The sequence below is a fragment of the Pantoea sp. EEL5 genome (assembly GCF_049892805.1).
Classification (GTDB): domain Bacteria; phylum Pseudomonadota; class Gammaproteobacteria; order Enterobacterales; family Enterobacteriaceae; genus Pantoea; species Pantoea ananatis.
The window spans coordinates 697,917-714,917 of the sequence record NZ_JBNDNJ010000001.1 but is presented as its reverse complement, the minus strand read 5'-3'; the positions used below and the strand labels follow the sequence as shown (position 1 = coordinate 714,917).

Sequence of the window (17,001 nt, the reverse complement as noted above, 5' to 3'; positions counted from 1 at the left end):
ATTACATCGTTCCCATTCGGATCAGCAGTGTCTCTAAAATTCGCTCAACCACCGCGAGCTCCTGAGGATCGATATCAGCCAGCAGCTCAGCACGTAAGGCATCCGCGTGGGTTTTAACGTTGGCGAACGCGTCATTCCCTTTTTCGGTCAGCACCAGGTGACGTTTGCGGCGATCTTCGGCTGGCTGCACGCGCGTCAGTAAATCCTGCTTCACCAGACGATCCACCAGCGGCACCATACTGGCATCCTCCAGCCCCATCCGTTGCGCCAGCTCCGTTTGCGTAAGCCGCTGAGGTTCGCTGGCAATAAGCCCAATCGCCATCCAACTGCTGGTACTTAAGCCACTGTCTTTCAAATGACGATCGACGGCCAGACGCCAGGCATGAGCAGTAAGATGGAGCAAGTGCGTAAAGGTACGGGTAGATGACATTTAAATAGCAACCTAATGATTAGAGTTCTAATTAGTTGAATAAGTTATTATACGCAAAGCAAATTGCGAATGAAAAGTGTCTGCTCTGTTAAATACTGGATAATCGCGGCAGAATGTCCAGGTTGATACTGTCGTAAAAGTTTCGTGGAGTAAAATGCGTGTGAAAGACTCAACAGACAGCTGGGTGGATTTGCGTCGCGACCCAAACAGCGGTATTGAATCTCTGCGGGCGCATTTTACCGGTCATGCCTACGATCCTCACTGGCATGACAGCTATTTAATTGGCGTGACTGAGCAAGGCGTACAGCAGTTCCATTCCCGACGTCAGCGTCATCACAGCCGCCCCGGCACCGTCTTTATGTTAGAACCTGAAGAACTGCATGACGGCGATGCCGTTGATGCCCAGGGTTTTACCTACCGTATGCTGTATCTTTCGCCTCACCAGCTACATCAGCAGCTTGCGCCAGCCTGTCTTGATGGACTCCCCTGCGGAGAGCTACGCTTTGCCAGCACGCTGAAAGACGATGGTCAACTCTCCTGGGCGGTCTGGCACGCGTTTGACGCTTTCTGGCACGATCATCCCCAGCTCATTAAAGATGCAGCGCTGGATCGCTTATTCCAGCAACTCCGTTATTCTCCCGTCTTGCGCGGCGCCCGGGCAGAGACAGCACCGTCGCTGGCGCATCAGGCGCGCGACTGGTTGATGGCTTATCATGCGGAAAATCCCGGCATTGCCGAGCTGGCGCAGGCGCTCAACGTCGATCGGTTCCGCCTCTCCCGGCTGTTTCAAAAACAATGGGGCCTGCCGCCGCACGCCTGGTTAGTGCAGTGGCGCCTGAGCCAGGCGCGCCGTCGGCTGGCCATCGGTGAATCGCCCGCACAGGTTGCAGCCGAGCTGGGTTTCGCCGACCAGAGCCATCTGGGGCGCTGGTTCAAACGCGCCTGCCAACTGACGCCCGCGCGTTACCAGCAACTGTGCACAAATCTTCCAGACGCCTGAGCTGAGCCTTGCCACAATGGCTTTTTGCCTCAGGAGATGAAAATGACAGAACCACGATGTGTAATGATATTGAACAGCGCGTTACCCGCTGGCAAAGCAACCAATGCCGCAGCCGTTATCGCCCTGACCGTGGGTCAGCGGCACCCTTCCCTTGCAGGCGAAGCCCTTGAGGATGCCGCCACCCGGCGCTTTCCCGGCCTGATTCCGGTAGGCATCCCCGTGCTAGCCGCTGATGCACAGCAGCTCAGCGCATTATGGCCGCAGGCTGAGCAGGCGGAATGCGATATTGTGGTGTTTCCGGAAGAAGGTCAGTCGACGACAGACTATGGCGCCTTTACTGCCGCCATGAAGACACAACCGGCAGCGGAATGGCGTCTGCTGGGCGTGGCTATCGTCGGGGACAAGAAGAAGGTCCGTAAACTCACCGCGAAACTTCACCTGTTTGCTTAATCTGCTGTGAATCGTGCTGCTCACGCGCCGATTTTTCAACTTGTACACATTTCCCTGTACAGATTAACGGCAAATAATTTACCTAAAATGCTGATTGTTAATCATTAGCATTTTTTGCTTAATAATTTACTTGTACAATCAAAGTTACATTGTATAACTTTACAGCCAACGAGTTGTGATCACGACTCTGTAACGAATGATGCATCTGCGTCGCCTCTGAAGGTGTAATGGATTTCCACCCTCAGAGGTTTCTTTTTTGATTATCTCGACCTGTTTACGGCGTTGGGTTCCATTGTATTTTATGCGATGGCTTTTAGGTCTGTTTGTCCTGCTGTCCGCCCGGGTAGCTGGCTATTTGAAAGGCTAACACATGCAAAACACACTGCCCCAAACTGATAAAGAGATTGCTGACTACTTTACCGTTGCTGGTAACAAGCCTGAAAGTGATATGGAAATTCTTGGACTGGTGGTTGCAGAAATTCTGCAGTCAGGCATGGCTGTGAATAACAAAGCGATAATTTCTAAGCTGATTCATCGTCTTGAACTGGAAAGTGACGAAGTTTCACTGGATGTTTATCGTCACCTGCTGGAGATGGTGGTGTATAAAACCCCTGACGACTTAACGGTATAGTCCTTTCTCCATGGATGGAGTCATTTCGCTTTCTCTGGCTTCTTCTTTTATCCATCGGTAACATCTGCCCCTCACCATATCCAGTCCTCCTTGCCTTTCGCGCAAGATATGAATAAAAGAGCCTGCACAACATTATGATTCAACAAAACGATGTCGCCACGACCGCCGTTGTGGAAAACGATATCAGTGTGGGGCGCGTACTGCGCTCGCCTGCACTGCTTACCCGAGAATGTCTGGCTGGCGTCATTACGGCCCTGGCACTGATTCCTGAAGTGATCTCTTTCTCTGTTATCGCGGGCGTCGATCCCAAAGTCAGCCTGGTCGCCTCTGTTGTACTTTGCCTGACGCTGTCCATTCTTGGCGGACGGCCGGCCATGGTGACCGCGGCGGCGGGTTCGGTGGCGCTGGTGATTGGCCCGATGGTACATGCCCATGGCGTGGCCTACATTCTGCCTGCGGTCGTGATGGCCGGACTGATTCAGATTCTGTTTGGTGTCACCGGGATGTCACGGGCGATGCGCTATATCCCACGTTCGGTGATGATCGGCTTTGTGAATGCGCTTGGCGTGTTGATTTTCTTTGCTCAGGTTCCCCATGTCTGGGGTCAGTCGCCTGTAGTATGGGCTCTGTTCGCACTCACTCTGGCGATTGTGCTGCTGTTGCCCCGAGTGCTTAAAAGTGTTCCTTCCCCTCTGGTCGCCATTATCGTTGTGACCGGCGTGGCGCTGCTGATGGGTTACCGGGTACCGGATGTGGGGGATGAAGGTCCGATGAGTGCCGGCTTACCTGACTTTACGACCTTAGCCGTACCGCTCGATCGCCACACGCTGCAAATCGTCTGGCCCACGGCGCTCAGCATTGCGTTTGTCGGGCTGATGGAATCGCTGCTGACCGCCAAATTAGTTGATGATCTTACGGACACGCCTTCCAGCAAACGGCGCGAATCCTGGGGGCTGGGCATAGGCAATATTTTTGCTGGCTTTTACGGCGGCATCGCCGGCTGCGCCATGATTGGCCAGACCATTGTCAACGTAGAACTCGGCAAAGCGCGCAGTCGGGTATCAACGATTGCGGCGGGCCTGGTCCTGCTGCTTCTCGTCACCGGCCTGAGCCACATTATGGCGAAGATCCCTATGGTTGTTCTGGCCGGAATCATGATGGTGGTCGCCGTCAAGACGGTAAACTGGCACAGCCTGCAACCGGCAACCCTGAAACGTATGCCCTGGTCAGAAACGCTGGTGATGGTGCTGACGGTAGGCATTACGGTACTCACCGGTAATCTCGCGCTTGGGGTACTGGCCGGGGTTATCGTTGCGATGATGTTATTTGCACGCCGCGTTGCGCATGTCATTCATGCCGAAAGGCAGCTAAGCGAAGACGGGCAGTCGGTGCGTTACACCGTGCGCGGGCCGCTGTTTTTTGCCAGCAGCAACGATTTGTTTGAGCACTTTGATTACGCGCAGGATCCGAAATCCGTCATTATCGACCTCACCCACGCGCAAATCTGGGATGCCTCCAGCGTCGCCGCGCTGGATGGAATCGAATATCGCTACCAGCGCTATGGTACGCACGTGACCATAGAAGGACTGGATCTGCGCAGCAGTGATTTCCATCGCCGCTTGACCGGTAATCTGAGCTGAGTCACTGGCCTGCTGCCTGAGCGCAGCAGGCAGAAGTCAGGCTTGCTGGCGGCGGGCTTTGTAGCGGGCCACCATGGTGATGAGTGCCTGGTATAGCAACCCGGCATACAGGCTCATTAAAATGGCCAGTCCAATCTCTTTGCCCTGCGCCTGCCATGACATAAACCACATGAAGACGCCCCACAGAACCGAAAAAATCAGCCAGCCGCGGACGAATTTCAAAATGCCATTCATAACATTACTCCTCTACATTGATGCGCTACCTTAACCGGAGTGAAGACAAAAAGCCGAATCATCATCGTGAGATGAGAAGTATCTCAAAAAACAAACAAATGGCCTTCCTCGCTTCGCTTTTCCCCTTCGCCACCCTATTTTTAGTTACGGGTGTCTACAATTAGCTTACTGTTAATTTCATAAGGGAAATAGCATGAATCGTCGTCTGACCTTTTTAGCCGCTGCTTTTGTCGTTTCCACGCTCAGCGCCTGCGCACCGCCGCCGCCAGGTCCGGGTTGCGGCGCGCCACCGCCGCCGCACGATCGTCGTCCACCACCACCGCCTCCACCGCCAGGACAGGCTTTAGCGCCACCACCTCCTCGGGCTGACGCCCCTCCTCCGCCCCCTCCACCCGCAACCGGCGAACAACCGCCTCCGCCACCGGCTCGCACCTGGTAACGTTTTAGCAGCGATGTTAAGTCTGACCGCCTTACAGCCGGGCCGCAGAATAGCGGCCGGGCTGACTCATCTGAACCACCTATCTCAGGCTGTCACCGCGAAGTGGCAGGGCGAGAGCGATAAACACGTTTGACATGAATAAGCTCTGCCAGGGTTATCGCCGGGCGTAACAGAAGTTGAAGGCTGCCGACCACAAATAACCAGGTACCGCCAGTCATTAGCGAATCAAAGAAAAAAAGAACGCTTCCTGTCAAAAACCATATCGCGATAAAGAGATCGTTCAGTGCCCCAAGGGCCCGGTAGCGGCGCGCTATGATGATGTGGTCTGAACCGAAATCGATTTCTGCTTGATGTCCGGGCACGGCTTGTCCTTGTCAGTTTGGTCGGTATGTATTGACAAGGTTAGTGCACTGAAAGGGGTAAGTACGCCTTTGTTGATTTAAGATCGCGATGACAGGAAAGCATTCTGTGCCAGAGCGAACAGTCGGCTGTTTTCATTTCGAAAGACGCGCGCCAACGCCACTTAACGGATCGCTGGCAACACTCTGGTTTAATGTTAAAAACAAGATTCGAAGCTTAGCTCGTTGTTTTAGCGAAGCGCGAAAATTCATGCTTGCGCTTTAACGGCATCTGTCGAAACACTTTTGTATTTCACGGCGCAAGAGGCCGTGAAGGCATGGCAGGGATACGCATTCGGAAGAGAGATTTTGGGCACACCGATGGATGAAGAGGACGGGCGAAATCACTATCAGAAACAGGCTCTGCAAAGCGCGCAACTTAGAGAGCAAATGGTTGAAATATAAATATTTTATAAAATAATCTCGTCGACCTGGTTTTATTCTTACTCATGTCTGAAGGTTTCTGCTTCCCGGCCGATAATCAAAATGTAATCGATAGTACCTTATCTTTATAGCCCTGTTCGCTATGCCCACATCCGAGTGGGCTTTTTTCTCTCTGACACAGGCATATCGTGCCTTTTATCGATCAAATCTCATTCAGTTGTATCTAAAAAGCACGATCACTGTATGCTTCCACAGTCAGTCAAAATTGACTGCTGGATTTTCCCTTGTAACAGTTTCTGCCTGTGTAACGCAGGCCTTTTTAATTTACTGCCTTCCCTGCCCTGACAAACTCCGCCGCCATTTTGTAAACCTCCGCCTGAAGTGGATTCGTCTCCTCTTTCATCCAGTCTTCAAGTATTTCAGCAAGCTCTAAATCAGAAAAACCTTCTTTTACATCAAGCAGTTCCAGCACGGCTTTACCGATTGCGGTAAAGATAATATAGGGCCGTTCATCATCGTCGTCCATGTGAGCCTAAGTTGTGAAACGGAAATTCAGCATAGCACATAAAATGAGCAATTAATTTTATTCCTGCGGTTGAAGGCTTCCCTGCTCTTTTGGCTGTTGCCCATTAAGCTCAAACGCTAGCGCTGATGCCGCTGACTACAGCCTGCACGCATCTGTTTTCCTTTTCAGTTCGTGAACGACCTGGCCTTGAGTTTTCGACGCGGGCCTGAAGCTGAGGGATGCCAAAATGCAGGTTTATGCAAGTCAGGAGAGTACGAGGATAAGGATGGGCTGACGGTCCGTGATGAAAGATGGCAGCAAAAAATGTCATCGCCAATTCATCGCCATTTCATCGCCACTGCCGAATGTCAGATACAAAAAAACCGCCCAAAGAGGCGGCTTAAACGACATTGCTACTGATTGATTTTATTGGTGTTTCAATATGGTGCCCGGGGCGGGACTTGAACCCGCACGACCTTGCGATCGAGGGATTTTAAATCAGTGATAAGTTGCCACAAAATCAACAAGTTAATCTTATTTTTCATAATATCACTGCAATAATAATTACTATCTTATCAATAGGTTATGAAAAAAAACATCTCCGTATTATGAATAAATACACTAAAAACATAAGCACTGATCATCTATCAGGATTTCTTAATCAATCTCTACCGGATAAGATAAATCTTAATCAAAGGGTAGTATTCATCGCCCCTGAACACGTCATTTTAATAAACGTTGAGGCTACAATGGCAATCAATTTGAGGGGCAAAGCATTGGATAATGAAAATTTACCTCAAGAAAGTAAAAGACCTGAACAAGGTTATCTTTTTGAATTAGAGTTTAATAATTACACCCCTTCAAACCTCTCCACCGCACACTTGTCAGGCTTCGCTGTAGCTTCTGATGAGATGGAATATGCTGTAAAAGGAACGAAAAGCAGTATCCCATTTCAGGTACAAAACCCTCTTCAAATCCCTGCAGCTGAATGGTTTTGCACAAAGCTGGCAGAACTTTGCGGCATAGCCACACCAGTGTGTAAAGTTCTAAAATGCATATCTGATGGTGAATATGTATTTGGCTCTAGAATTGAACATGCTGCCTGGAAAAACGGCCTAAACAGCGCTCAATGGCTTCAGCTGCTCGCAACAGCAACTGAATCATTGAAAAGGCAATTATGGGCAATTTATGCTTTCGATCAGTTTGTACATAATATCGACAGACACCTTAACAATTATCTTTACATGGTTAATTCTCAAAACCACGTAATCGTCAAAACCTTTGATTTTAGCCTAAGTTCGTTTGTCATAGGCTGGCCGAGAACTACGTCGAACACTTTACCTACGGACTCGACTACAGTCACCAATTGGACTGTTGCAAAACTTTATATCGGAGATACGCCCGAGTTAAGGCAGGTTGCTCTGAACGTGCTTGACAGGATAGAAAGAATTGGTGTAGAGACGATTTCTGATATACTTTCATCTATGCCGGAAGAATGGCTACCACCACACCATAATGATTATTTTGTAAATTGGTGGACAAGTGAAGATAGAAAGCAAAGGCTTGAGGCCATAAGGGTTGAGATAACAACATGAAAACATTCAAGTATAGCTTGATCAGAGTCACTCCAAATCTTGAGAAAGGTGAGACTATTAATGTTGGCATGATTGTATATGATGGAAACGAAATTGATGTAAGAATGATCAGCTCAGTTTCTAAGCTAAAAGCTATTGATAAGTGCTTAGACATTAACTACTTAGATGACCTTACTAATTCCCTGAATGAACTTGCCAACGCTCTTGACGATGTATACCTTTTACCTAAGCTTTTCAAAGGTTCATTGTCTCTTTCTGATTTTGGCATATTCACTATCGATAATAACTCAAATTATGATAAAAAAATAAATGAGTTGATGAATCGGTTAGTAAACCCTCATAAAAAACCATATAAGAGAGCTCACCGGAAAGTATTTTTTGATATTAAAGAGACTTTTATTCAACATGGTATTTTCAGTAAGTATGATGAAGATTTATTTAATCATAAAGTCGTAGCTAATTATCCTATTAGCGACGAAGAAGGACTTCGTGCTGATTTCTTGTTAAAAAATGGAGCTTACCATCTGACTGAAGCTATTGATTTCAGATCAGAAAACATGAAAAAACAAATGGGTGAAGCGGCTTTAAGCGCATTAACAATTAGTAAGGCACAAGAGATTTTTTGTGGAAACATAAAATCTTTTGTAATATATGCGGCTGAAACCATAACTCAAGAAATGAGCGCAAAACAACAATTGACTTTGTTAGAGAAACATTCAGACAACTTAATTAATGCGTTTAGCAAAGAAGATATGAGTCAATATTATGAACACATTATGAATGCAGCCTCTACACTTCAATAAAATAATAGCCTCAGCAAATTGCCGAGGCTTTATTTCATTCAAAAATAATTTTTATCACTCAGTAAAACAGGCTGAACAAGCTCATGAAATATTATAACCTTTTCTTTTCAGATTTCGTAAAAAGAACGTTTTCTGACAATTGACCGAGAGTATATTTTTCAATTCTAACATATAATAAAATATAAAAATCGTTATAAAATTCGCGATTATCAAATAAATACTCTCTCAAATCAATACAATTCAATTTAGCATAAAATACAATAAAATCAAAGGCATATGCAACCTCGTCATCTTTCAACCCCGTAAAATCCAAAGCGACCGAAAAGAAGGCTTTACATTTTTGAGGTGTTGGACCCAAATCCTCAAGCAGTTTAATGATACCGAAGTACTGAGATTGCTCGATTTCATAAGTCATAAAAGAAACCCATTACAATAAAAAAAACTGTCGCAATTACTTAAAATAACCCTATTTAATAAAAATTAAAAGCTTTTAAAAAAACACTAATTAAAAGTGCAATATACTCCCTTGCTACAATAAAATTTTCTCTTATTTTGCTACCGGTAGATCTGCAAAACGGGTCGTGTAAGCAGGTGAAAGCATCTCCCGCTTCATTGCCCAGGACTTTTCAATTCCCTGCCCCGCAAAAAAAAGACTGGCTTTGCCACTTTGGTTAAAACCATCCACTACCCGCATAAGGGCTTCGCTGTTTGGCTGTGGCCGGTATTCATCAAAAAGGTTGAGCTGAGACACTCCCTGACTGAAGAAATCGCCTAGCATCACGCCTGCTTTCATATAGCGGTGACCGTCGAGCCATATCTGATCGAGTGCGTCCATAGCCACCCGGATAATGTCGCGGGTATCGTTAGAAGGCGTGAGCAATTTCCCGTTGGCCTGATTGCCGTAAAACACCTCACCCTCTGCATGCGGGCTGGTACGGACAAATACAGCGATCTGTTTGCAGTACTGCCTTTCCTTCCTCAGCTTCTCTGCAGCTCGTTCTGCAAAGGCACAGACGGCCTGACGCATGTCCATGTATTCGGTGATACGTGAGCCAAAAGAACGTGAGCACACTATCTGCTGTTTGGTTGGTGCGAACTCTTCAAGCTCTAAGCAGGTCTCGCCACGCAGTTCCCTGACGGTGCGCTCAAGCACAACGTTAAAATGTTTACGGATGATATACGTACTTTGTTCGGCCAGGTCTTTAGCCGTGGTGATACCCATATCATTCAGCTTTTTGCTGATGCGCCGCCCAACTCCCCAAACATCCTCTACAGGAACAAGGGCAAGCAACTTTTTCTGCCGGTCAATGTTGGACAAGTCCAGAACGCCGCCTGTCTTACTCCACTTTTTAGCGGCATGGTTAGCCAGCTTCGCGAGCGTTTTTGTCTGCGCTATGCCAACGCCAACAGTGAGGTGGGTTTCTTGTTTGATTCTGGCTCGTACCTTTCGCCCGAGATCATCAAGTGAGGTAAGACGTTGCATGCCATCCAGACACATGAAAGCTTCATCAATTGAATATATTTCGACTGCCGGGGCCATGTCCTCCAGGGTCGTCATGACGCGATTACTCATATCGGCATAAAGCGCGTAATTGGAACTGAAGACCTGAACGTTATGCCGCCTGAAATCATTCTTAAGTTTGAAATAAGGCGCTCCCATAGGTATCTGCAACGCCTTGGCTTCTGCGGACCGGGCAATTACGCAACCGTCGTTGTTGCTGAGAACAACGACAGGTTTTCCGCGCAGGTCAGGTCTGAACACTGTCTCACAACTGGCGTAAAACGAATTAACGTCAACCAGGGCGAACATCAGAAGCCACCATTGGGATTGAAAATCTGAAACACGCGTTCCTCGCCTTCAGAAGTTGAGATGTCGCGGAAGGTTGTAGTGTGCGTCTCTATCCACTTGTTAGCGGCACGAAGCGTGTAATGCCAGTTGAGGGCATCAAGTTCGCGTACAAAGTCCAGAGTGCTGAGTGTGTAGCGGCCTTCGCTATCGCGCTTAATGGCCTGACGAAAGGCAATCATGATTTCGTAGTCACGGGGCATTTTTTTAACCTCCGAATTTTACTGTATATAATCACAGTAATATCAACCTATGAAATTGATCAAGCCAATGTGGATGTGAGATTTGTAAAGGTGTTGGTAGGAAAGGGATTTTATTTTGAAGGGTACAGGGTGAGTGACTAAGGTTTAATCACCCATCCCGTAAATTTGCTGAGACAGGAGCGTTTCAGTCATTGCCCGGTCGCCGGGCTTTTTATGACCCTTGATTTTGTTTGTCAGCGCCTGACAGGGGCTGAGGAATAATCCAGTCAGGCTTCCAGTTTGGATCAAAATCTGGATCATCTTTACCGTGTGGGTTAGTTATGCTGATGGCGGTTCCTGCCAACTGCAGATAGCTTTCCTCACTTATTTCATATGCATCCTCAGGTATTGCACCAAGCACATCAATGAATAGTCCGCGTGATTCAGGTTGAAAATAAAATCTCATATCAATAGCCCACCGCGCTGAAATTAAAATAAGGATACCATCCGGTAAAAGGTGTGGTTATCGCAACAGTCACCTGGTTAGTTGATGTACCACCACCATTTTTATCGCGAGTGCAGCGCACAATCGCTGGGTATTCAGCAGTTTGCTGGTCTCCTCTTGCGCTAACTACTGTCATGGTGCATGAAGTTAGAGCGGTTGCAAAAGAGCCAGGCAGAGTAAAACTGTAATAGTGAGTATACCAGCCTTGATTGGGGTTAAACGCTCCAACCGGCTGCTGAGCCCCTATAATTCCCTCAATTCTTACAACCTTCCCGCCCGAAGTGGTTATAGTGGCATCTCCGATACGTAGAGTTTGATTGCCCAGGGATGCGTTTGCAGTAGCCGGGCTGTTTCCTCCGGTTCCACCCTGAGTTACAGACAGAGCTGTGGTTAGCCCGGTGAGAGATTTTATATCGCTATTGGCACCTTTTGCCGCAAATGCATCCAGCGCCGATTTATCAGCCTTGCCAGAAAATTGGTTTGCCATGTAGCCCCAGCTCGGGCCAGTGAAGATCGTTCTGTCTGGGCGAGTTACATCAACTGACGGCGAATCGCTGAAAATCTTCTGCCAGTTCTGAAAATCAAGAATGCGGCCACGCGCAACACTGGCAAAATCATTGAGGATTTTTTGTGTGATCGCCACCTGCAAAGATGCCGGCACAGCATTCCAGGCTAACCCGCTGGTTGACGGACCATCAAAAGCAACAGCCAGAGTTAACTGCGTGTCTGAGGTGATGTTTGCGGCCACAAGCGTATAAGGTGCGCCACCCACATTGACGTATACGAAATCCCCCGCCTTTAACTCAGTGGTGAAGCTGGTACCAGTACCGGCAACTGTGGCTGATTTGTTGGTTAGTGCGATAGTGCCTGCTGGCATGATGTTCTCCGGGTAATAAAAAACCCGGCTCAAGAGCCAGGCGGGTTATATACATGATTTTATTGATTTAATTCTCTTATCAATCCCATTCCATGGGTCTAGAGAACCACGAACTGAATAATAATTAACTTTTGTGGTTTCGCCTTCTTTGAAGGCATCTAGATTGTCTGTTATAGCTAAAACGCTAAAGTAGTCTCCAGCTTGTTGGGGCTGGACTGTGTTACCTAGGGGTTGCTTCTGCCACTCCATCAAAATGCATTCTTGTACTTTTTGAGGTGCTTTCAGAGATGTAAAAGTATCAATTGGTTTTTGATCTTCCCTATATGTGTATGTGTTTGTGCAACCAATAAGAAGAAGGGTAGGTAATATTATAACAGCATGATTTTTCATAAGTTATTCCATTCAATCTTTTTTTGTAAAGATTAAGGATAACTTGTAATTATGAAAATAGAATCTAATTTCCGTTCACGAATGTAATTTTTAGACATCGGCCTGAAAAGAAACCTGAGCGTTTGTCCAGGCCGAGAAATGATTTATAACTTCACTTTTCACATGTAGATTGTGAGAAGTTGTTTTTAGAAACCCATTTCCAGCCGAACGGATGCCCTGCATAGTACTGGGTTTGATTAGCTTGGGTCCTAACCCCGTAGATCTGAACTGTTGTATCTTGCCCTCCAATTTTAGCAGTCGCAGTGCATTGGACAGGCGGTAAGCTTTGACAGCCAGAGGTTATAAAAAGCACAGCCAACATTATGATTGCTCTCATCAGATATTCCTTTAATTTGCATCCATCACTTATATTTTCATTGCTAAACTATTTCAAATCAAAACTTAGATCATAACGATCAAATTTAATACCTTGATACATCCACAGCAAAAATTCTGTTCCTGAAATTTGAGTAGGTTATATTGCCAACGTCACCGCCTGGTGGTCCCTTATCTAATATTGAGGCAATTGCAGACTGATTTCCATCAAATAATGACCTTGCATAAAAAGTTGACTGAAATGGTCGTGGCTGGCTGCCTTGGCTAATAACACCGGTAATATACCCTGTCATGACAGGGCTTATGGCCCATCTTCCAGTAAACGTGGTTGAAATTTTATACCCTGAATTTTCATCACCCTCTGTTCCAATGTTCTGGACATTACTCAAGACTTTTGACTTGTTGTGTATTATACACCTGCGCGGATTTGAGTTATCGAAAATAGCTATACCAAAAGCAGGGGGTGTCTGGTATTGGTAGCCAAACGTATAAAGATTAATGACAGTTGATGTTGAGTTGCTCCCGTAAGATAAAACCCCCTGACCTTGAGTGTTCCTTGAATAAAATGCATACCCATCGGCACCAGTTACATCGTAGTAGAAAAGCCTGACGACACTGTCATTATCATGAATTACCGATGACCCTAATCCGCCAGAAGGTACGGAGAAAGATTGTCGGCCTATTAAAGTCAGTGGCAGTGTTCCTTTGATGTAAAAGGGATTTCCATACTCGTCATTAAGTGCTAACCCAAATTCCATGCTTATCTCCTGACAAAAAAAAGGAAGGTGCCTGCATAAGCTGGAACGGTGCCTGAAGAGTAATCAGTGTCACCAGCATCACTCAAATTCGCATTGTTACCGGATATAATGACCCTCCTTCTTCCTGCAGGAGAGGCACCCATGTTTGCCTGAAATGTATAATCCAGCCTGTATCCTGAAGGCACAGAAAATGAAAACGAACCACTCTTCTGTCCATTTGCAACAACCATGGTTCCTGCGACAAGTATCCTGACTATGCCTGTGTTTGTGTCTCTTCCCTGAGGGTCCCAAGTACCGAATCCCCATTTAGCCATTAGAATCTCCCAGTGAGGCGACCAACCTGAACCAGCGAACCATCAGAAGACAAAACTGAAAGCCCGGTATTTTCAAGTTTGCACTGCCCTTCTCCAGCAACTGAGCCGTTCATTGAGAAAGTCCCGTTCTTATCAAGGTTCCAGCCAACAGAGCCTGCAACATAATTGTTAGACTGGATAAAATTTCCGATCATTGCGTTATTGATCCAGCCCTCGCCAATAAATGCCTGGCTGATTAGCACCTGTCCGTCTTTGATAACGAAGGGTGAATAAACGTTTTTACCGCTGCCATTAATGACGACAAACTGATTGGCATTGACCGCGAAGCGTGTATCAACTGAACTGCCATTGATGGTGACCGCAACAGATAAACCGGCATCATACTGCGTGCCGCCGTACTGCACTCCCGCCTTGAGCGTATAGATTGCAGAGCCGCCATTTGCGTCCGCATAGGCCGTCAGTTTTTCCTCGATAGCAGCCTGCTGCTCCGCGAATTCTGCCGTGACAGTTGTATTTAGCTCGGCAACCGAAATCTGTGCATCAGCGGCTACCTTTTTGGCCTGAATGACACCTGCTTTATTGTCTCCATAGTTGGCCCACTGCTGCTCAACATCGTCATAATTCGCGAGAATGCTCTCAGCCAGGGCGTTCGGATCGGTAATGAGGGGTGTGAGTAACGCCTTTCCGTCATCAGACTGAAGGTATTCTTCAACCACGCTGCCTATGAGGTCATCGGCGTTGACGTTTGACATACCCGCCTTAAAGTCTGTCCAGTCACCGGTATTCCCGATTTTGTCCACCAGCCGGGCGCGATACCAGCGACGAACGCCAGCAGGCATAGGGCCGTGCTGATAGCTGACACCCGGATAAGGAACATAGGCAAGGAACTGAGGATTGAGGCCGTCTGCCGTAGTGGCAACCTGAATTTCGGTGTAAGCCGTATCGCCAGAACCGTCAGGAAAACCCCAGGTGACATCAATAGCCCATACCACGTTGTCTGTGGCCATCAGGTTAACAGGCGTGCCGGGCTTACCGACTTTACCCGTCAGCGCTGTTGAATCTGCGTACCCCCAGGGTGATGACACTTCAGCAGCATTGACCGCTCTTACCCTGACATCGTAAACGCCAGTATAGATGCCCCGAATGCTGAAGCCCTGAGCGCTGGTCTGGCTGACGTTAACCCAATCGCCTTTATCCTTACGCCACTGAGCCACATAACTGATCGCACCCTCAACCCTGTCCCATGTCGCCTGCATTGATGCCACAGACAAGCCCTGCTCAACATAGCTGACTTCTTCCAGCTTAATGTTGGACGGGGCTTTAAGAACGTTGATAGGCGTTACAGTAATGGGCGCAGGCTCAATGCGTACACCGTCATCAATGTAGCGGTACTTGTTCGGGTCATGCTGGACGCCTGCGACAGTAAACGTGCCATCGTCATTGCCTGAAATTGACGTAACGCGGAAGTACTGAATAGCCAGCTTGTCACTGTCAATCGCCCAGACGGCACCTGCAACAGGGTCAATCTTGAATGAAGTGGCTACTGTAACCGTTTTTTTGTCCGCACTGACGGCGGATATGGTGCGTGTCTGCGCCGTTCCGTCTGGCAGATTAACCACAAGCCTGTCGCCAGCGGCATAATCGATGGCGCGGTCCAGCCCGAAACTTCGCCCGTTAACCGAACTCAGCCGACCGCCGTTTTGCCTGCCACTTCTGAATGGGTCGGCTACGCCGATAATTTCGGCCGGAACCGGAATATAACCATCCAGGCCAACGCCAAATGAAACAGTGCCGTCTTTGGCATTCGACAGAATAGCCCAGCGTCCACGGCGGTGAGCCTCGCTTTGCGAAGTACAACCAATCGCCGTCAGGCTCATTTCGCGCACACCATAGCGCTGAACCAGATCGGAATCGTAAACGCCTTCAACCGTATCCGAGTAGTGATTGATTGGGTCTGACCAGCTCACCTGACAGGATGAATAACGATTCTTATAGCTGCCACCTGCATAGGTAAACAGCCCGTCAATCACGTTTGATGCGTGATAAACAAAATCCACATCGACGTTGCCGTTTGAATCGACCTGCGGCACGTCTGCGTTGACGAAAATCTGGTTGTTTCCCCAGAAGGTAATGCCACGAAATATTGCCGCTATATCCTTCAGAACGGCGTAGGCATCCTGCTGACTCTGGATGAAGACGTTACAGGTAAATCGCGGCTCAGTACCGCCAGCGCCATCTGGTACAGGCTGATCGCAGTATTGCGCGATGCTGTACAGCTCCCACTTGTCAATCATGGAAGCGTCAACACGCGTTCCCATGCCATAAATTTTGTCCAGAACCAGATCGTAAAAGACCCATGCCGGATTGTTGGTGTAGGCATACTTAAAATCACCTGACCATGTGCCATTATAGCTGCGGCTGACCGGATCATATGTTGTTGGGACGCGCACCAGTTTGCCTTTTGGCTTACAGGTGATTTTTGGGGCCTGCCCGTTGAACTGGCTTGAGTCAACTTCGATATAAAGCAGTGCGGTATTAGGGCAGCGCAGCTTACTGTCAATGACTTCAGCAAAAGAGAAAACGCGAAAAGCATTAAGCAGTTTTGATGAGGTTGAATCAGCGGTAATGCGACGAACCCGGATTGACCAGCCGCTGCTGGCCCGAGGCAAATCAATGCGGTGATCGCGCTGATACTCGGATGTCGTTTTACCGCTGAAACGGCCATCAACCACCTGAACCCAGCCTCCGCCGTCAGTAGACAGGTCTATAGCGTACTGCGTCACAGTGCCCACCATGTCGGCGTTGTCTTTATACTGATACTGAACAGGCAGACTCAGTTTGATGCGCACGGCATCCAGAGACAGGTTGTTATACTGGCGCGTCCAGGGCAGTGACTGCGTAACGGTAACACCAACAGACAGCTCGTTATCAACCTCTGGCATGCCAGAAATGTAGGTCTGGTCCTGTGTGCCTTTGCGCCAGTCCCAGATAACGCCAGTGAAATTGTAGCTGCCGTCGTTATTCGCGAGCTGCGTATCATTAAGGAAAATTTGCTGTGCGGTTAAATCACCCTGAATTTCACCTTCAGAGATTGCCAGCAGCATTTTGAGTTTCGCGACTGAAAGCAGATCATCAGCCTGCTCTACCGGAGTGTGCGCACTGCCCCCGCCACCACCTTTGTTACCCTGGATAGTCACACCTTCGAGAAGCCGCATATTTCACCCATAAAAAAAGCCACCCGAAGG

Annotated in this window: 21 protein-coding genes; 6 read left to right on the top strand and 15 right to left on the bottom strand. The window is 47.9% G+C overall.

Annotated features, from left to right (window positions below):
- Position 1: 1 nt before the first annotated feature.
- Positions 2 to 430: a MarR family winged helix-turn-helix transcriptional regulator gene (locus ACPXSQ_RS03465; RefSeq protein ID WP_014593399.1), complete on the bottom strand. Its 429-nt coding sequence runs from the start codon at positions 428 to 430 to the stop codon at positions 2 to 4.
- A 154-nt stretch (positions 431 to 584) separates the two neighbouring features.
- Between ACPXSQ_RS03465 and ACPXSQ_RS03460 the strand changes: the two genes are divergently transcribed.
- The 4 genes from ACPXSQ_RS03460 (at position 585) to ACPXSQ_RS03445 (ending at position 4,151) form a co-directional block, all read left to right on the top strand.
- Positions 585 to 1,430, top strand: a complete 846-nt coding sequence (locus tag ACPXSQ_RS03460; RefSeq protein WP_013025312.1) for an AraC family transcriptional regulator — start codon at positions 585 to 587, stop codon at positions 1,428 to 1,430.
- 42 nt (positions 1,431 to 1,472) lie between these two features.
- A complete protein-coding gene (locus ACPXSQ_RS03455; protein WP_026020997.1) occupies positions 1,473 to 1,880 on the top strand; it encodes a DUF2000 domain-containing protein in 408 nt (135 codons plus the stop codon).
- A gap of 370 nt (positions 1,881 to 2,250) precedes the next feature.
- Complete coding sequence (locus ACPXSQ_RS03450; protein WP_426142805.1) at positions 2,251 to 2,511, top strand: biofilm/acid-resistance regulator YmgB/AriR; 261 nt, start codon at positions 2,251 to 2,253, stop codon at positions 2,509 to 2,511.
- 134 nt (positions 2,512 to 2,645) lie between these two features.
- Complete coding sequence (locus ACPXSQ_RS03445; protein ID WP_064373499.1) at positions 2,646 to 4,151, top strand: SulP family inorganic anion transporter; 1,506 nt, start codon at positions 2,646 to 2,648, stop codon at positions 4,149 to 4,151.
- 36 nt (positions 4,152 to 4,187) lie between these two features.
- Here ACPXSQ_RS03445 and ACPXSQ_RS03440 read toward each other — a convergent pair whose 3' ends face one another.
- The 4 genes from ACPXSQ_RS03440 to ACPXSQ_RS03425 form a co-directional block, all read right to left on the bottom strand.
- Positions 4,188 to 4,385, bottom strand: a complete 198-nt coding sequence (locus ACPXSQ_RS03440; protein WP_013025308.1) for a DUF6404 family protein — start codon at positions 4,383 to 4,385, stop codon at positions 4,188 to 4,190.
- Between the two features lie 242 nt (positions 4,386 to 4,627).
- Complete coding sequence (locus ACPXSQ_RS03435; RefSeq protein WP_019105724.1) at positions 4,628 to 4,807, bottom strand: hypothetical protein; 180 nt, start codon at positions 4,805 to 4,807, stop codon at positions 4,628 to 4,630.
- A 109-nt stretch (positions 4,808 to 4,916) separates the two neighbouring features.
- A complete protein-coding gene (locus ACPXSQ_RS03430) occupies positions 4,917 to 5,186 on the bottom strand; it encodes a YrhK family protein (protein WP_013025306.1) in 270 nt (89 codons plus the stop codon).
- Between the two features lie 739 nt (positions 5,187 to 5,925).
- Positions 5,926 to 6,132, bottom strand: coding sequence for a hypothetical protein (locus ACPXSQ_RS03425; protein WP_104933297.1), 207 nt, complete (start codon positions 6,130 to 6,132; stop codon positions 5,926 to 5,928).
- 488 nt (positions 6,133 to 6,620) lie between these two features.
- Between ACPXSQ_RS03425 and ACPXSQ_RS03420 the strand changes: the two genes are divergently transcribed.
- On the top strand, positions 6,621 to 7,706 hold the full coding sequence (locus ACPXSQ_RS03420; protein ID WP_426142801.1) for a hypothetical protein: 1,086 nt from the start codon (positions 6,621 to 6,623) through the stop codon (positions 7,704 to 7,706).
- Complete coding sequence (locus tag ACPXSQ_RS03415) at positions 7,703 to 8,509, top strand: DUF3037 domain-containing protein (protein WP_426142799.1); 807 nt, start codon at positions 7,703 to 7,705, stop codon at positions 8,507 to 8,509. Before ACPXSQ_RS03420 ends, ACPXSQ_RS03415 begins: the two co-directional genes overlap by 4 nt.
- Positions 8,510 to 8,600: 91 nt before the next feature.
- On the opposite strand, the gene ACPXSQ_RS03410 is transcribed toward ACPXSQ_RS03415, so the two are convergent.
- The 10 genes from ACPXSQ_RS03410 to ACPXSQ_RS03365 all read right to left on the bottom strand — a co-directional run bounded on the left by ACPXSQ_RS03410 (position 8,601) and on the right by ACPXSQ_RS03365 (position 16,971).
- Complete coding sequence (locus ACPXSQ_RS03410; protein ID WP_426142797.1) at positions 8,601 to 8,924, bottom strand: hypothetical protein; 324 nt, start codon at positions 8,922 to 8,924, stop codon at positions 8,601 to 8,603.
- Positions 8,925 to 9,056: 132 nt separating this feature from the next.
- Entirely contained in the window at positions 9,057 to 10,319 is a 1,263-nt protein-coding gene (gene umuC / locus ACPXSQ_RS03405) for a translesion error-prone DNA polymerase V subunit UmuC (RefSeq protein ID WP_426142795.1), read from the bottom strand.
- Positions 10,319 to 10,558 (bottom strand): DNA polymerase V, encoded by a 240-nt coding sequence (locus ACPXSQ_RS03400; protein ID WP_426142793.1) that lies wholly within the window; start codon positions 10,556 to 10,558, stop codon positions 10,319 to 10,321. Before ACPXSQ_RS03400 ends, umuC begins: the two co-directional genes overlap by 1 nt.
- A 211-nt stretch (positions 10,559 to 10,769) precedes the next feature.
- Entirely contained in the window at positions 10,770 to 11,003 is a 234-nt protein-coding gene (locus ACPXSQ_RS03395) for a hypothetical protein (protein WP_426142791.1), read from the bottom strand.
- A gap of 1 nt (position 11,004) precedes the next feature.
- Positions 11,005 to 11,919 (bottom strand): hypothetical protein, encoded by a 915-nt coding sequence (locus ACPXSQ_RS03390; protein ID WP_426142789.1) that lies wholly within the window; start codon positions 11,917 to 11,919, stop codon positions 11,005 to 11,007.
- 45 nt (positions 11,920 to 11,964) lie between these two features.
- On the bottom strand, positions 11,965 to 12,309 hold the full coding sequence (locus ACPXSQ_RS03385; RefSeq protein WP_426142787.1) for a hypothetical protein: 345 nt from the start codon (positions 12,307 to 12,309) through the stop codon (positions 11,965 to 11,967).
- Positions 12,310 to 12,460: 151 nt separating this feature from the next.
- Positions 12,461 to 12,670 carry a phage exclusion lipoprotein Cor gene (gene cor, locus ACPXSQ_RS03380; protein ID WP_426143764.1) on the bottom strand — a complete coding sequence of 70 codons (210 nt, stop codon included), beginning with the start codon at positions 12,668 to 12,670 and terminating at the stop codon, positions 12,461 to 12,463.
- 100 nt (positions 12,671 to 12,770) lie between these two features.
- Entirely contained in the window at positions 12,771 to 13,442 is a 672-nt protein-coding gene (locus ACPXSQ_RS03375; RefSeq protein ID WP_105087480.1) for a hypothetical protein, read from the bottom strand.
- A gap of 2 nt (positions 13,443 to 13,444) precedes the next feature.
- The gene (locus ACPXSQ_RS03370) at positions 13,445 to 13,756 is read right to left on the bottom strand and encodes a hypothetical protein (protein ID WP_426142785.1); all 312 of its coding nucleotides are present in this window, start codon (positions 13,754 to 13,756) and stop codon (positions 13,445 to 13,447) included.
- Entirely contained in the window at positions 13,756 to 16,971 is a 3,216-nt protein-coding gene (locus ACPXSQ_RS03365) for a host specificity protein J (RefSeq protein WP_426142783.1), read from the bottom strand. The genes ACPXSQ_RS03370 and ACPXSQ_RS03365 overlap by 1 nt, the downstream gene beginning before the upstream one ends.
- Between the last annotated feature and the right edge of the window lie 30 nt (positions 16,972 to 17,001).

Excerpts from the sequence above, each read along its gene's own strand:
- ACPXSQ_RS03465 (WP_014593399.1), bottom strand. The coding sequence starts at position 430 with ATGTCATCTACCCGTACCTTTACGCACTTGCTCCATCTTACTGCTCAT.
- ACPXSQ_RS03460 (WP_013025312.1), top strand. The coding sequence starts at position 585 with ATGCGTGTGAAAGACTCAACAGACAGCTGGGTGGATTTGCGTCGCGAC.
- ACPXSQ_RS03455 (WP_026020997.1), top strand. The coding sequence starts at position 1,473 with ATGACAGAACCACGATGTGTAATGATATTGAACAGCGCGTTACCCGCT.
- ACPXSQ_RS03450 (WP_426142805.1), top strand. The coding sequence starts at position 2,251 with ATGCAAAACACACTGCCCCAAACTGATAAAGAGATTGCTGACTACTTT.
- ACPXSQ_RS03445 (WP_064373499.1), top strand. The coding sequence starts at position 2,646 with ATGATTCAACAAAACGATGTCGCCACGACCGCCGTTGTGGAAAACGAT.
- ACPXSQ_RS03440 (WP_013025308.1), bottom strand. The coding sequence starts at position 4,385 with ATGAATGGCATTTTGAAATTCGTCCGCGGCTGGCTGATTTTTTCGGTT.
- ACPXSQ_RS03425 (WP_104933297.1), bottom strand. The coding sequence starts at position 6,132 with ATGGACGACGATGATGAACGGCCCTATATTATCTTTACCGCAATCGGT.
- ACPXSQ_RS03415 (WP_426142799.1), top strand. The coding sequence starts at position 7,703 with ATGAAAACATTCAAGTATAGCTTGATCAGAGTCACTCCAAATCTTGAG.
- ACPXSQ_RS03410 (WP_426142797.1), bottom strand. The coding sequence starts at position 8,924 with ATGACTTATGAAATCGAGCAATCTCAGTACTTCGGTATCATTAAACTG.
- umuC (WP_426142795.1), bottom strand. The coding sequence starts at position 10,319 with ATGTTCGCCCTGGTTGACGTTAATTCGTTTTACGCCAGTTGTGAGACA.
- ACPXSQ_RS03400 (WP_426142793.1), bottom strand. The coding sequence starts at position 10,558 with ATGCCCCGTGACTACGAAATCATGATTGCCTTTCGTCAGGCCATTAAG.
- ACPXSQ_RS03395 (WP_426142791.1), bottom strand. The coding sequence starts at position 11,003 with ATGAGATTTTATTTTCAACCTGAATCACGCGGACTATTCATTGATGTG.
- ACPXSQ_RS03390 (WP_426142789.1), bottom strand. The coding sequence starts at position 11,919 with ATGCCAGCAGGCACTATCGCACTAACCAACAAATCAGCCACAGTTGCC.
- ACPXSQ_RS03385 (WP_426142787.1), bottom strand. The coding sequence starts at position 12,309 with ATGAAAAATCATGCTGTTATAATATTACCTACCCTTCTTCTTATTGGT.
- cor (WP_426143764.1), bottom strand. The coding sequence starts at position 12,670 with ATGTTGGCTGTGCTTTTTATAACCTCTGGCTGTCAAAGCTTACCGCCT.
- ACPXSQ_RS03375 (WP_105087480.1), bottom strand. The coding sequence starts at position 13,442 with ATGGAATTTGGGTTAGCACTTAATGACGAGTATGGAAATCCCTTTTAC.
- ACPXSQ_RS03370 (WP_426142785.1), bottom strand. The coding sequence starts at position 13,756 with ATGGCTAAATGGGGATTCGGTACTTGGGACCCTCAGGGAAGAGACACA.
- ACPXSQ_RS03365 (WP_426142783.1), bottom strand. The coding sequence starts at position 16,971 with ATGCGGCTTCTCGAAGGTGTGACTATCCAGGGTAACAAAGGTGGTGGC.